We start from the raw sequence: 12,379 nt of genomic DNA on the forward strand, positions 1-12,379 counted from the left end.
CATAAAAGCTCCCTCCAAGTCCAAGACATGAAGGCAGTTGCCCTACTAAGCTCGGGCATAGACTCGCCGGTGGCGATTTACCTGATGCTCAGGAAAGGCTTTGAGATAACCCCCGTTCACTTCCGGCAGAGCGGTACGAAGGAGTCCAAGGTCCTTGAGCTCTGCGAGGTTCTCGGAAAGTACGGAAAGCTGAATGAGCCGGTTATAGTAGATGCCTACGAGGAACAGGCTCCGGTTTTTTCGAAGCTCGCTGAGATTGGAAAGGCCAAGTGGACGTGCCTCTTCTGTAAATACACGATGCTCAGGAAGGCGTGCAGGGTGGGACACGAAATCGGGGCAAGCGCTATAGTTACGGGCGACTCCCTAGGGCAGGTGGCATCGCAGACCCTCGACAACCTTCTCATCATAAGCACCGCGAGCGACCTGCCTATTTTGAGGCCCCTCATCGGCCTCGACAAGGAGGAGATAGTCAAAATAGCAAAGGAGATAGGGACGTTTGCGATAAGCATCGAGCGGGAGGAGCCGTGCCCCTTCGTGCCGAGGCACCCGATAGTGAGGGGTTCACTCGGTGAGTTTGAGAGGATAAAGGAAAGGCTCGTGAGGGAAGGGGCGCTCTGATTACCCAATTTTGTCCACAACTGTTCGTTTTAGGAAAGTTTTTAAAGCCCTTCTCTCACCCGTTTTCGGTGATGGCAAATGAACGTGTTTAACAGCACCCTCGAACTGTTCGAGAAGTACAAGCCGACCCCCCTGGTCAAACTCTCGGCGGAGAGGGGGGATGTATTTTGCCAAGCTGGAGTTCTTTAACCCCTTCAGCAGGAGCATCAAGGACAGGGCCGTTTTTAACATGCTTATGAAGGCCATCGAGCGCGGGGACATCAACGGCACGGCCCTTTTTGAGGCCACCTCCGGCAACGTCGGGATTTCTCTTGCGGCGCTCAGCAACGTTCTGGGAATAGAGTTCAGGGCATACCTGCCGAAGCCAACACCAAAGGCTACCCAGGTTCTGCTCAGGGTCCTCGGTGCAGAGGTCGTTATGACGGACTTCGAGACGATAGACCCGACGATGGTGCGCTTTGTGCAGGAAGAAGCCAGAAAAGCCGGTGCGATGAACCTCAACCAGTTCGAGAACGACGACAACTTCGACGCCCACTACCGCTTTACCGCGGGGGAGATAGACGAGCAGCTGAAGAGCATCGGCAAAAAGCCTGACGTCCTGATAGCAGGCATAGGCACTTCGGGCCACATAGCCGGTCTGGCACAGTACTTCAAGGAGCGCTACGACACAAGGATCATCGGCGTTGTCCCCGCCAAAGGAGAGAAGATCCCTGGAATAAAGCGCCTCGAGACGAAGCCCAAGTGGTACTTCCAGGTGGACATAGACAGGGTCGTGGAGATAACCCGGAACGAAGCTATTGAAGGCGCCTTCAGCGTGGCACGCAGGGACGGTCTCTTGATAGGACTCAGTTCTGGAGCGGTTGTCAAGGCGTACGAGAAAATCTCCAACGAATTCGGTGAGAAAACCTACGTCCTCATCTTCCCCGACGATGGGTTTAAGTACGTGGAGATATTTGAAGGTTATCTGGGGGTAACATGAAACGGCTAACCCTTGCCACTCTCCTTCTTTCCATCAACGGGGTACTGCTCCTCTACTATGCCTACGCATGGGGTTCGTTCGTTTACCTCTCCTTCGCGCTCCTGAGCCTGTCCCTGGCCTACGGGGTCGGGCGGGAGAACAGGACTGCCATCAAGGTTGCCCTAATCTACGCTGGGATAAGCTTCTTCTTCGCCCTGCTCTTCCTCATAGCCGGGAACCTCCTCTCCGCGGTTGATACGGCCATAAACTTCTTCATACTCCACGACATACTGGGCTACGTCCAGGAAGTTTACCGCGAGGAGAGTGAGTCCCGGAAAGAGGAAGAAGAAAAGGCGGATTGATCAGGCGCACCTCTCCCTGTACTCGCTGCTTATCTCCTCTTTCTTCTCGGTAGGCTCCTTGACGATTATCCTGGCGTCAACCACCACGGCACCCTTGCCCTTCTCGTAGACGAAAACCGGGTTGAGGTCCATCTCCTTGATGTAAGCGTCGAGGTCGTTCACGAGTTCGCTGACCTTGAGGAGCAGCTCGACTATTGCATCGATGTCGGCCGGCTCCTCACCGCGCGCCCCGGCGAGGATTGGATAGCTCTTGATCTCGGTTATCATCTTCCTGGCGTCGCGCTCGGTTATGGGTATTATGCGGAAGGTCACGTCCTTGAGCACCTCGACGAAGATTCCACCGAGGCCGAACATGAGGGCGTGACCGAACTGCGGGTCCTCGGTAACGCCGATGATTATCTCCCTGCCGGGCCTTAGCATTGGAGCTATGAGAACGCCGAGTATCTCTGCATCGGGCCTGTACTTCCTAGCGTTCTCGTGGATAACCTCCCACTTCTCCTTCAGCTCCTCCGGGCTCTTGATGTTGAGAAGGACGACCTTGGCGTCGCTCTTGTGGAGAATCTGTGGCGACATGAGTTTCATGGCAACCGGGTAGCCGATTTCCTCGGCGTACTTGAGAGCCTCGTCCAGTGTCTTGGCTAGCTTTTCCTCCGGAACCGGGAGACCGTAGGCTTTGAGAACCTGCTTTGCCTCGTACTCGACGAGGGCGGTCCTGCCCGAGGCGAGGACCTCCTTAATAACCTTAAGGGCTTCCTCCTTCATACTACCACCACCGAAAGGTCTGGGGGTCAAACCCCCTTCCTAAGGTATTCGGCGTACTTGACAAGGCCCGCCATGGCCCTGACTCCCCTCTCGGGGGTCGGATAAACGGGAACTCCCTTCTCCTCAAGGATTCTGGCGTAGTGATCGGTCTTCTTACCACCCATGGCAACGGCAACGATGGGCTTGTCGCTCTTCTTCTGGTACTCGGAGAGAATGTCGATTATCTTCTCCTCCTCGAGGAGCGGAACCTGGAACAGGACGATTACCACTATTGCATCGACGTTCGGGTCGTTCACGAAGCCCTCGATGGCTATCCTGTAGCGCTCCGCGTCGGTGTCCCCAACCACGTCGGTGGGGTTGCCCGGAACCGCGTGCGGCGGGAAGTTCTCCCTCAGGAACTTTACCGTCTCCTCGCTCAGCTCGGCCATCTTGAGGCCGAACTTGGCAACGGCATCGCTGGCCATAACGCCGGCTCCACCGCCGTCGGTGATTATTCCTATCCTGTCGCCCTTCGGGAGCTTGTCCTTGAGCGCGGCAAAGGCCTTCGCCAGGTCGAACATGTGCTCGAAGTCCTCGGCACGGATTATTCCGGTCTGCTTGAAGACCGCATCGTAAATCGTGTCCGCTCCGGCGAGTGAACCGGTGTGGGAAGAGGCGGCCTTGGCCCCGTACTCGGTCCTTCCGCTCTTGAGAGCTATGACGGGCTTAACCCTGGTTATCCTCTTGGCGCTCTCCATGAACTTCCTGCCGTCCTTGACTCCCTCGATGTAGAAGGTAACGACGTTTATGGTATCGTCGTGAATGAAGTAGTCCATCAGGTCCGCATCATCGACGTCGAGCTTGTTCCCGTAGCTGACCATCTTGCCTATGCCTATACCCGCCATCGCGGCCCAGTCGAGCATCGCAGCGGCGAAGGCACCGCTCTGGCTGACGAAAGCGATGGGCCCGCTCTTCGGCCTGTCCATCTTGCTCTCCGGCAGGAAGACCGTGTCAACGCCGGTGTCTGGAACGTAAACGCCAACGCAGTTCGGGCCGATGACCCTTATTCCGTTCTCCCTGGCTATCTCAAGAATCTCGCGCTCCAGCTTCTTACCTTCCTCGCCGAGCTCACCGAAGCCGCCTGTGATGATGATGACGGACTTTATCCCCTTCTTTGCTATCTCTCTCATTGTATCTGGAACGAACGGGGCCGGAATTGAGATAACCGCCAGATCTGTGTCATCGGGAAGCTCATCAATGGTCTTGTAGACCTTGTATCCATCAATCTCATCGAGCTTCGGGTTCACCGGGTAGATGTTGCCCTTGAAGATTCCGCGCTCCTTGTTCATCTTGAAGTTCTCGAATATGACGTTTCCAACCTTACCCTTCTTGTTGGTTGCACCGATGATAGCGACCGCCTTCGGGTCGAAGAAGGGCCTCATTTCCTCAACTATCTTTTCCGCCATTGCTATCCCTCCGCCAGAAACTTCTCCTCGGGGAAACTTCAGTTTGAATGTATAAAAGAGTTGCGTTTTGTAAAATCTGAACCCTAGTGAACTCAAAAGTCCATCAATGCAGGTTTTTCAGGAATTCGAGGCCTTTTCTGGCGGATTGCAGGTTCCCTACTTCGAGGGCCCAGGTGGTGTCTGGAAGTCTCGGAACCAGGGTCTCCCAGGGTACCGTTCCTTCTCCAGGTGCTAGGTGCTCGTCGCTCTTTCCGGAGTTGTCGTGGAGGTGCAGGTGGATTATCCTGGTGCCGAACCTTTCGAGGAAGCCGGAGAAGTTGCCGGTTGTCGTGTTTAGGTGGCCAACGTCGAAGGTGATCCCGATTTCAACGTCCCCGATGACCTCCGCCAGCCTCTCGCACGTCTGTGCATCGAGAATTGGAAAGCGCGGCATGTTTTCAACGCCGATCCTGACCCCGTATTCCTCCCCCCACCTCGCTATTCTCCGCAGGGACTCCCTGTGTATCTCCAGGTACTTCCTCCTGTTCCTCACGCTCACCGGCGAGCAGTGGCCGGGGTGGATTGTAACGACGAGGGCGTCAAGCTCAGCCGCCAGCACTAAGGTTTCACGGATTATGCCGAGCGAGGCCTCTCGTATCCTTTCGTTGAAGGAGGCGAGGTTGAGGTCGCTGAAAGGAGCGTGGAGGGTAACCTTTAACCTGTGGGCTGAGAAGGCCTCCTTGAAGGTGGGGAGGGTCTCTTTCGTTAGGTAATGTGGCCACTCGCTTACGAGCTCGACGAAGTCGAAGCCAAGGGCCTCAACCTGTTCCAGCCACTCGTCGAAACCCTTCAGCGTTTTCTCCCGGTAAGCGGTCATCGAAAGGCCGATCATGCTCCCACCATCAGCTTGGCCATCAGCACGACGTATATCGTCCCGAATATGTCGCTGTTGTTGGAGATGAGCGGAATGGCCACGTGGTCCGGGTCGATGTTCTTCTGGAACAGGAAGTAGGAGATCGCGTAGGAGTAGAGCATTATGAAGAGCGCCATGAAGGGGTAGGTGAGCACTATCCAGTAGACCGTCCGGGGAACGCTCGCCCCGGTCGTGAGAGCCATCAGCGCACCGCCTATGAGGACCTTGGTGAGTCCTATCACCGGGGCGGTGGTGAAGAGGGCCAGTATGTCGGTGAAGGCCTTCGGACAGAGGAAGCCCTCTATCTCACCGAGGTGGAGCTTAGTTGAGGTCTTGGCGGCTATTATTGAACCGTAGTTGCCGAAGGAGCTCAGCAGTGCTGGATAGATAAAGCTCAGTATCACCGAGGCCTGTATCACACCGCTGAACTTCGCCAGGAGCGAGCCAGAGACGGTGGAGAGCAGTGCAAGGCCGGTTATAGTCAGGAACACCTGCTTCAGTTCGAGGAACTCCGCCTTTCTGACTCTGCTCACCGCGGCGACGACGGCGAAGAGGACTATCATGGAGTAGTTGAAGAGCCTGAAGGCTTCGGGGGATTTCTCTATGAGGAGTATGAAGAGCACTAAAGAGGGAACGGTTAGAAAGTCGCCCATCGAGGCGACGAGCGGAGCGGCTACGCTGTCAGGGTCGGTGCCGCGCCTGAAGGCGAAGATGGTGACGAATGAGGTGAAGTATCCGAGGATGAAGGAGACCAGTATCGTCGAGGTGACGACTATGAGGAGGACGTCGAAGGCGTTCTTCTTTATTCCGGTGGCGACGCCTATGGCCCACAGAAGGAAGATCGGAATGAGCGAGATGAGCATTCTGAGCACTATCTCCTTGAGAACCTTCCTGTCACGAAGGGAAGGCTCAAGGTCACCGAGGTAGAGCATCGTGGAGAAGCGGGAAGCCATCGAGCCGAAGACGTTGCCGCGAAGGCCCATCATTCCTGGCAGAACCACAAGAAGGCCGGGAAACTGGGTTCTTATGGTCTCAAAGTACTTGCCCAGGAATGTACCGCCGAATAGGCCGAATATCTGGGAGGTGAACAGGGACGGCAGCGTGACCCTGTAGGCTTCCTTGACCTTCTCCCTCAGCTCCTCCCTGACCTCCCCGCCGATCACTGCCATCACTCTCCATTGCCCTCACCCCGTGGACGTTGGCCCTTGCGGGTATTAAACTTTTCGAAGGCGAAAACTAAATAAGATTTCCCTCCCTCCCCACATCGGTGAGAGCCGGGTGGAAGAGTGGGACGAAATCGAGGTTCCAAGGAACGTTAAGGACATTTTCATCGAGATGAAGAACACCGCCGAGCTGATGGTTGACCTGGCCTACTCCTCGATACTCTTCAACGAGGAGGAGATGGCCGAAGAGGTGCTTGAGCTTGAGGAGTACCTCGACCTGCTCAACTACCACCTCATGGTTCACGCAGTTTTGGCGGCTAGAAGCCCCAAGGAGGCCGAGCAGATAACGTCCATTCTCCACATGGCCCACGCCATAGATGACATGTCCAACGCCGCCGCGGACCTGGCGAAGATGGTTCTTGAAGGTGTTGAACTTCACCCAGTCATAACCGAAGCAATACTCGGCAGCGAGGAGATAATAGGCAAAATCTACGTTTCGGCCGATTCGATACTGGTGGGCAAAACCCTGGAGGAGCTGGATTTGGCCACGAACACCGGAGTATGGATAGTCGCGGTGAGAAGGGGCAAGCGCTGGATTTTCGACCCCGACGGGGACTTCAAGATATTCCCGGGGGACATACTCATAGGAAGGGGAACGAACACCTCCATAGACTACCTCAAGGAGATAGCCAGGGGCAACATCAAGGTGATGGGCAATGAGTGAGCTTGAAGAGATTAGGAACTGCCTCATAGAGATGAAGGACCTCTCATCGCTCATGGTTGATCTGGCCTTTTCCTCGGTGATGTACAACAGCGAGGACATAGCGGAGGAGGTTTACCTGCTTGAGGAGCGCATGGACGAGCTGACCCTCAAGGTCAAGAAGCTCGCTCTGATGCTTGCCAAGAGGGAGGAAGACCCGCTCAAGCTTCTCAGCGTCATAGATATGGCCGAGATAAACGAGCAGATAAGCGATGCCGCCTACAAAATATCCGACCTCGTGCTCCGCGACGTTGAGCCGCACCCGATAATCCGGAAGATAATGGAAGAGAGTGAGGAGGAACTCGGCAGGGTGACGGTTCACAGGGGCTCTGTTCTTCACGGCAAGACCCTCGAACAGCTCAAGCTTCCCAGCAAGATAGGAACCAGGATTCTGGCCATAAAGCGCGGGAGCAGGTACATCTACAACCCGGGACGGAACGACGTCATAAAGGAAGGCGACGTGCTCATAGCCGTTGGCTCCGACCTTGACAGGCTGAGGAAGCTGGCCGGCGAGGAAGTGGAAGAGGAGGAGTGAAAGGCTTTTATATCCCCCTTCCATAATTTCCTCCATGCGGGTTGGAAGAAGGCACGTCCTTTCGATGGTTCTGATTCTCCTAACGGCGGTCGTCGCTTACGCCCTCCACTGGCTCCACCTCAACCCCGTCGCATATCAGGGCGGTGGGGAGGAGTTCCACCTCCAGGGCGAAGTCCTGGTCATCAACGCCTCGACCTTCCCTGCGAGAATCGACAGGTGGGCGCTGATAGGGGCACTGAGGACTTCCTGCGTCGAGACCGACGTCAGGGTTTGCCTGGGAATCAGGCTCTCCGGGCGTAGGAACGTCGCTGGCACTCAGGTCCGCATCTCGGCCCCGGTGACCGTCGAGGCCTTGCCCCTCAACTCCTCTGTCCAGGTCACACGGGCGGAGGTTAAGGTACTGGCGTCTGGCAACACCTGGCTCGACGACGTGGTTCCCGACGACTTCGTGGGGTTTCCCGTTTTCAAGCCCCTCGACGGGCCGTTCCTGGTGGAGGCGAGGCCCTGCGGCGACCCCAACGAGGCCGGTTGCATCGTCGCCATACCAACGGAACCAGCATGGGGAAAAGGCTGCTCTTCGAGGCGTGGCCAGACTTCACGGTGAACGGGAATCCACCTGCGTACTCCGGGAATGTTACCTTCGTGGTCACGGTTGAGTACGAGGTCAGGAAGGGCCGTTTCACCGCGGAGAAAAGGGAGGTGGGGCTGGAGTTCCCCCTGAGGTTCGAGCTTCACGACGTCGGCACGGGCACTACCTGATGTCCCCGTTCCCCACTAATCCCTTCGCGTAAGGGCAGAGTTCTTTTAGCGGACACTCGCCGCACTTTGGCCTTATGGGGTTGCATATGTTCTTTCCGTGGTCCACCATCGCGTGGTTCACGTAAATCCACTTCTCCCTGGGGATTAGTTCTCTCAGGTACTCCTCGACCTTCTCAGGAGGAACCCTCGGTGGAGCCAAACCGAGGCGCTTGCTTATCCTGTTCACGTGGGTATCAACTGGGATAGCCTGCTTTCCGAAGCCGTAAGCTAAAACGATGTTGGCGCACTTCCTTCCTATGCCCGGCAATTTCATGAGCTCATGAATGTCATCGGGCACCTTCCCGCCGTACTCTTCGAGGATTATCCGCGAGGCCTTAACTATCCACTCACCCTTTGTCTTCCAGAGGCCGACGCCACGCTCCCTCAGAAAGCGCTGCATCTCCTCGACCGGCGTGTTTGCTATAGTCTCGATGTCGCGGTACCTCTCGAACAGCTCCCCCCAGACGCGGTAGGTAACCTCATCGCGCATGCGCTGGGAGATAATGCAGTGAACCAGCGTTCGGTAGGGGTCGCCGATGAGGAGCCTCTCCCTCGGGTAGGTTTTCATCAAAACCTCGACGATTCTCCCGGCTCTTTTCCTCTTCTCCTCCCAGGTTTCATCGAAGGTGAAGCCCTCAAGGCTTAACGAGCCTGATTTTGTTCCCGTCATGGATTATCACCACTGTTCCTTTGGAGACCCTAACTCCGTTAAGTTCTTCGAACTCGTCGCTATAAATCTTTTGCCCGGTGTGGTTCAGAATTAGAACCTTTCTGCCGAGCACAACGACAAAGCCGCCGTCGAAGGGAACAACTTCCTTCACAGCTTCGTCGAACTCGAAGTCCAGAACCTCCACGTCCCCCCGCGAAAGCTCTATCTTCGTCCCCCTGCCAACCTTTAGAGGGCTCGGCTCGGCAAGGAGAACCTTGAAGGGCAGTGGCTTTCCAAGGAGTTCAACCTCGACCTCTTCTCCAGTCCTTAGCTCCCTTCCCATTAGCTTGTCCTTTAATATCTCCTCGAAACCAGGGGGTAGCTCGGCGTCGAAGAGGGGCTTCATGACGACCCTCATCACCATCACCCCGCGATGGACTTCTGGTGGTAATAACGTTATCGCCCAAAGCTTTATAAACCAATGTATCTAGCGATATATCGGTGAAAGCAATGGAGAGACCTAACTTCAGGGGATACATGAAGATACTTATCCTTGACCTCCTCCGGGAGCCGATGCACGGCTACGGGATAATGGCGGAGCTGGAAGGAAGATACGGCATGAAGCTGAGCGCCGGAACTGTGTACCCTATCCTCGCCTCCCTGCGGAGAAGCGGCCTGATTGAGGTGACCAGCAGGGGTGAGAGGGAGAAAAAGACCTACGTGATCACCGAGAAGGGGCTGGACTACCTCGCGGAGCACGCTGATGATCTCGCCGAGGCAAAGCGCAGAATGCGCGCCTACAAGGCGTTCCTTGAGCTGGGAGGCGACGAGCTGAGGGCGGCCTTCAAGGAGCTCTTTGAGTCCGTGGACGAACTGACGGACGAGCAGAGGGCGAGGATCAGGGAGCTTTTTACCGGCTGCGCTAGGGAGCTGAGGCTGGTTCTTCTTGGAGGTGGAAGTTATGAAGGCGATTGAGGTTGAAAACCTCGTTAAGAAGTACGGCGACTTTGAGGCCGTCAAGGGTATTTCGTTCGATGTAAAGCAGGGGGAGATATTTGCCTTCCTTGGCCCGAACGGGGCAGGAAAGACCACAACCGTCCACGTCCTCACGACGTTGCTGAAGCCAACGGCCGGGAAGGCCATAGTCGCCGGCCACGACGTTGTCAGGGAACCGATTGAAGTCAGGAGGAAGATAGGGATAGTCTTCCAGGATCCGAGCGTTGATAGAGAGCTTACCGCCTACGAGAACATGCTCATTCACGGCAGGATATACGGCGTTGAGAACCTGAAGGAGAAGATAGAGCGCCTCCTCAAGTTCGTCGAGCTGTGGGAGTTCAAGGACAGGCCCGTCAAGTTCTTCTCGGGCGGAATGCAGAGAAGGCTTGAGATAGCCCGCTCGCTGCTCCACGAGCCGGAGATACTCTTCCTCGACGAGCCGACCATAGGTCTTGACCCGCAGACCAGGGCGCACATCTGGGACTACATCAGGGCCATGAAGGAGGAGCACAACATGACGATATTCCTCACCACCCACTACATGGACGAGGCCGAGCAGTTAGCCGACAGGATAGCGATAATGGACCACGGGAAGATAATCGCGGAGGGCACCGCTGAGGAACTGAAAAAGCTCGTTGGCAACGATATAATCTACCTGAAGCTCCAGGCAAGGGAGGAGCTCAAGTGCCTCAAGGCGGATTTCATCAAGGGCTGCAAGGTGCTCCCGGACGGGAGGATCAGGCTGGACGTGGACAACGCGGCAGAAGCTTTGCCAAAGCTCTTCGAGATGGCGAAGGAGAACGGTATCAAAATCCTCGAAGTCACATACCACAGGCCGACGCTCAACGACGTCTTCCTGCACCTCACAGGCAGGGAAATCCGGGACGAGGGCGGAGAGCAGAGCGTGGCGAAAATGATGATGAAGGCTCGCATGAGGAGGTGATTGCATGCAGGTCTTTTTCACCATGATATACCGCGAACTGAAGCGCTTTTCCCGCTCACGGGCGAGGGTGATAGGGAGCATAATCAACCCGCTCATCTGGCTCATCTTCTTCGGCAAGGGCTGGGGCGGGGTCTTCGACAACCCCATGGCGGCCCCGATATTCGGAGGCGTCGACTACATGACCTACCTGGTGCCTGGAATAATAGCCATGACGGTCTTCAACATGAGCTTCATGCAGGGCATAACGCTCATCTGGGACAAGCAGTTCGGCTTCCTGAAGGAGATTCTGGTGGCTCCCGCAAGCAGGACGGAGGCAATACTCGGCAGAATCACCGGGGGAGCGCTCATGGCCATGATACAGGGCGTCATAATCCTGGCACTCAGCTTCACGATGGCCGACCTCAGGGTGAGCGGAATCCTCCCCGCGCTGGGCCTGAGCTTCCTCGTCGGGATAGCGATAGCGGGCATGGGGGTGGCGATAGCCCTCAAGATGACCAGCATGGAAGGCTTCCAGATGATAGTGACCATGATAATGCTCCCGATGACCTTCCTCAGTGGGGCGTTCTATCCAATAAGCACGATGCCCGAGTGGATGCAGTGGCTGGCAAAGGTGAACCCCCTCACCTACGCGGTGGACGGCTCCCGCTACTACCTTGCCGGTGTCGAGCCGACCTTCGGAATCGTCACCGACTGGGTGGTGCTAATCGGCCTCGCCGCGCTGTTCGCCGGAATTGCCGCGCTTGGCTTCAGGAAGGCCACGATAGACTGAGCGGGACACGAAATCTCTGGCCACGCCCTTACTTTTCTTTTCCATCTCCCTTTTGTAGTGCGTGTTGCTCTGTGGCTGTCAGTATTTCAATTTTCAATCGAAATCTTTTTATTCTTTTGCGTTCTAAACCTTCCGATGCGGAATGAGTGAGGTGATCCTCCCCACTTTCATGCTTGTACTCGGCGTTTCGGTCTTCGGCGTCTATCCCTTCCATCTCTTCAGGAAGAGACGGCTCTCCCTGGAATCGCTGGTTGTGTACCTGGCCTTTATGGCTTGGGTCGTGACATTATCCATCGGGGCAATTCTCAACAGCGGTCTCCTCATAATTGGCTCGTTTGGAATGATGCTGCTAACGGCCGGTCTCGCTCTCGCGTTCCGAAAGGAGATGCTGAGGGACTCTTACTCCGTCGAGGTCTCACCGGAGGAGCCCCTCAGGCTACGCTGGCTGGTAACGCTCAACTCTTCCTTCTGGGTGTGGTTGGCCTACCGCAAGGGCTCAACGTTGGCGGCGACCCTCAACGTCATTATAACGTACCTGGCCGTCGTGGCAACGCTGTTCCTCCTGAACCACTTTCTCGGCGGCCACTTCCCCCTGAAGTCCTTCGCGGTGGTCTATGCCGTCATCATGCTCTTTCATTTCAGGGGCGTTTATCGGAGGCTCTACGAGAAGACCGGTGTGGACTGAACGCGGTAGCCTTAAATCCCCCAAGCGCGTACTGCTTCCGTGGG

Annotated in this window: 16 protein-coding genes and 1 pseudogene; 11 read left to right on the plus strand and 6 right to left on the minus strand. The window is 56.1% G+C overall.

The annotated features are described in order from the left end of the window. Window positions 1-27: 27 nt before the first annotated feature. The 3 genes and pseudogenes from CL1_RS08600 (at window position 28) to CL1_RS08610 (ending at window position 1,938) form a co-directional block, all read left to right on the plus strand. The gene (locus CL1_RS08600) at window positions 28-618 is read left to right on the plus strand and encodes an adenine nucleotide alpha hydrolase family protein (protein WP_048152196.1); all 591 of its coding nucleotides are present in this window, start codon (window positions 28-30) and stop codon (window positions 616-618) included. 157 nt (window positions 619-775) lie between these two features. Next, window positions 776-1,597 (plus strand): annotated as a pseudogene (locus CL1_RS08605) (cysteine synthase family protein); the annotation flags it as partial. Continuing rightward, complete coding sequence (locus CL1_RS08610) at window positions 1,594-1,938, plus strand: hypothetical protein (RefSeq protein WP_014789493.1); 345 nt, start codon at window positions 1,594-1,596, stop codon at window positions 1,936-1,938. The pseudogene CL1_RS08605 and the gene CL1_RS08610, both read left to right, overlap by 4 nt. On the opposite strand, the gene CL1_RS08615 is transcribed toward CL1_RS08610, so the two are convergent. The 4 genes from CL1_RS08615 to CL1_RS08630 all read right to left on the minus strand — a co-directional run bounded on the left by CL1_RS08615 (window position 1,939) and on the right by CL1_RS08630 (window position 6,206). Continuing rightward, on the minus strand, window positions 1,939-2,700 hold the full coding sequence (locus tag CL1_RS08615; protein ID WP_014789494.1) for an acetate--CoA ligase family protein: 762 nt from the start codon (window positions 2,698-2,700) through the stop codon (window positions 1,939-1,941). A 26-nt stretch (window positions 2,701-2,726) separates the two neighbouring features. Beyond that, on the minus strand, window positions 2,727-4,145 hold the full coding sequence (locus CL1_RS08620) for an acetate--CoA ligase family protein (RefSeq protein ID WP_014789495.1): 1,419 nt from the start codon (window positions 4,143-4,145) through the stop codon (window positions 2,727-2,729). A 103-nt stretch (window positions 4,146-4,248) separates the two neighbouring features. Continuing rightward, window positions 4,249-5,016, minus strand: a complete 768-nt coding sequence (locus CL1_RS08625; RefSeq protein ID WP_048152197.1) for a sugar phosphate isomerase/epimerase family protein — start codon at window positions 5,014-5,016, stop codon at window positions 4,249-4,251. Continuing rightward, window positions 5,013-6,206, minus strand: coding sequence for a magnesium transporter (locus CL1_RS08630; protein WP_014789497.1), 1,194 nt, complete (start codon window positions 6,204-6,206; stop codon window positions 5,013-5,015). Before CL1_RS08630 ends, CL1_RS08625 begins: the two co-directional genes overlap by 4 nt. A 109-nt stretch (window positions 6,207-6,315) precedes the next feature. On the opposite strand from CL1_RS08630, the gene CL1_RS08635 reads away from it, so the two are divergent. Genes CL1_RS08635 through CL1_RS10690 form a run of 4 tightly spaced genes read left to right on the plus strand, consistent with a single transcriptional unit; the run spans window position 6,316 to window position 8,254 of the window. Beyond that, a complete protein-coding gene (locus tag CL1_RS08635) occupies window positions 6,316-6,924 on the plus strand; it encodes a potassium channel family protein (protein WP_014789498.1) in 609 nt (202 codons plus the stop codon). Further along, window positions 6,917-7,495, plus strand: a complete 579-nt coding sequence (locus CL1_RS08640) for a potassium channel family protein (protein WP_014789499.1) — start codon at window positions 6,917-6,919, stop codon at window positions 7,493-7,495. The genes CL1_RS08635 and CL1_RS08640 overlap by 8 nt, the downstream gene beginning before the upstream one ends. Window positions 7,496-7,529: 34 nt before the next feature. After that, window positions 7,530-8,099, plus strand: coding sequence for a hypothetical protein (locus CL1_RS08645; protein WP_014789500.1), 570 nt, complete (start codon window positions 7,530-7,532; stop codon window positions 8,097-8,099). Beyond that, the gene (locus CL1_RS10690) at window positions 8,054-8,254 is read left to right on the plus strand and encodes a hypothetical protein (protein WP_148267299.1); all 201 of its coding nucleotides are present in this window, start codon (window positions 8,054-8,056) and stop codon (window positions 8,252-8,254) included. The genes CL1_RS08645 and CL1_RS10690 overlap by 46 nt, the downstream gene beginning before the upstream one ends. On the opposite strand, the gene CL1_RS08650 is transcribed toward CL1_RS10690, so the two are convergent. Further along, window positions 8,247-8,963, minus strand: coding sequence for an endonuclease III domain-containing protein (locus CL1_RS08650; RefSeq protein ID WP_014789501.1), 717 nt, complete (start codon window positions 8,961-8,963; stop codon window positions 8,247-8,249). The genes CL1_RS10690 and CL1_RS08650 overlap by 8 nt on opposite strands. Continuing rightward, the gene (locus tag CL1_RS08655; RefSeq protein WP_014789502.1) at window positions 8,929-9,360 is read right to left on the minus strand and encodes a DUF6849 domain-containing protein; all 432 of its coding nucleotides are present in this window, start codon (window positions 9,358-9,360) and stop codon (window positions 8,929-8,931) included. Before CL1_RS08655 ends, CL1_RS08650 begins: the two co-directional genes overlap by 35 nt. Window positions 9,361-9,452: 92 nt before the next feature. Here CL1_RS08655 and CL1_RS08660 point away from each other — a divergent pair, with 92 nt between their 5' ends. The 4 genes from CL1_RS08660 (at window position 9,453) to CL1_RS08675 (ending at window position 12,335) form a co-directional block, all read left to right on the plus strand. Further along, window positions 9,453-9,917: a PadR family transcriptional regulator gene (locus tag CL1_RS08660; RefSeq protein WP_048152202.1), complete on the plus strand. Its 465-nt coding sequence runs from the start codon at window positions 9,453-9,455 to the stop codon at window positions 9,915-9,917. Continuing rightward, entirely contained in the window at window positions 9,904-10,881 is a 978-nt protein-coding gene (locus CL1_RS08665) for an ATP-binding cassette domain-containing protein (protein ID WP_014789504.1), read from the plus strand. Before CL1_RS08660 ends, CL1_RS08665 begins: the two co-directional genes overlap by 14 nt. Before the next feature lie 4 nt (window positions 10,882-10,885). Next, window positions 10,886-11,650: an ABC transporter permease gene (locus CL1_RS08670; RefSeq protein ID WP_014789505.1), complete on the plus strand. Its 765-nt coding sequence runs from the start codon at window positions 10,886-10,888 to the stop codon at window positions 11,648-11,650. Window positions 11,651-11,792: 142 nt separating this feature from the next. Continuing rightward, window positions 11,793-12,335: a hypothetical protein gene (locus CL1_RS08675; protein WP_148267300.1), complete on the plus strand. Its 543-nt coding sequence runs from the start codon at window positions 11,793-11,795 to the stop codon at window positions 12,333-12,335. Window positions 12,336-12,379: the final 44 nt, after the last annotated feature.

The organism is Thermococcus cleftensis (genome assembly GCF_000265525.1).
In the GTDB taxonomy this organism is placed as follows: Archaea; Methanobacteriota_B; Thermococci; order Thermococcales; family Thermococcaceae; genus Thermococcus; species Thermococcus cleftensis.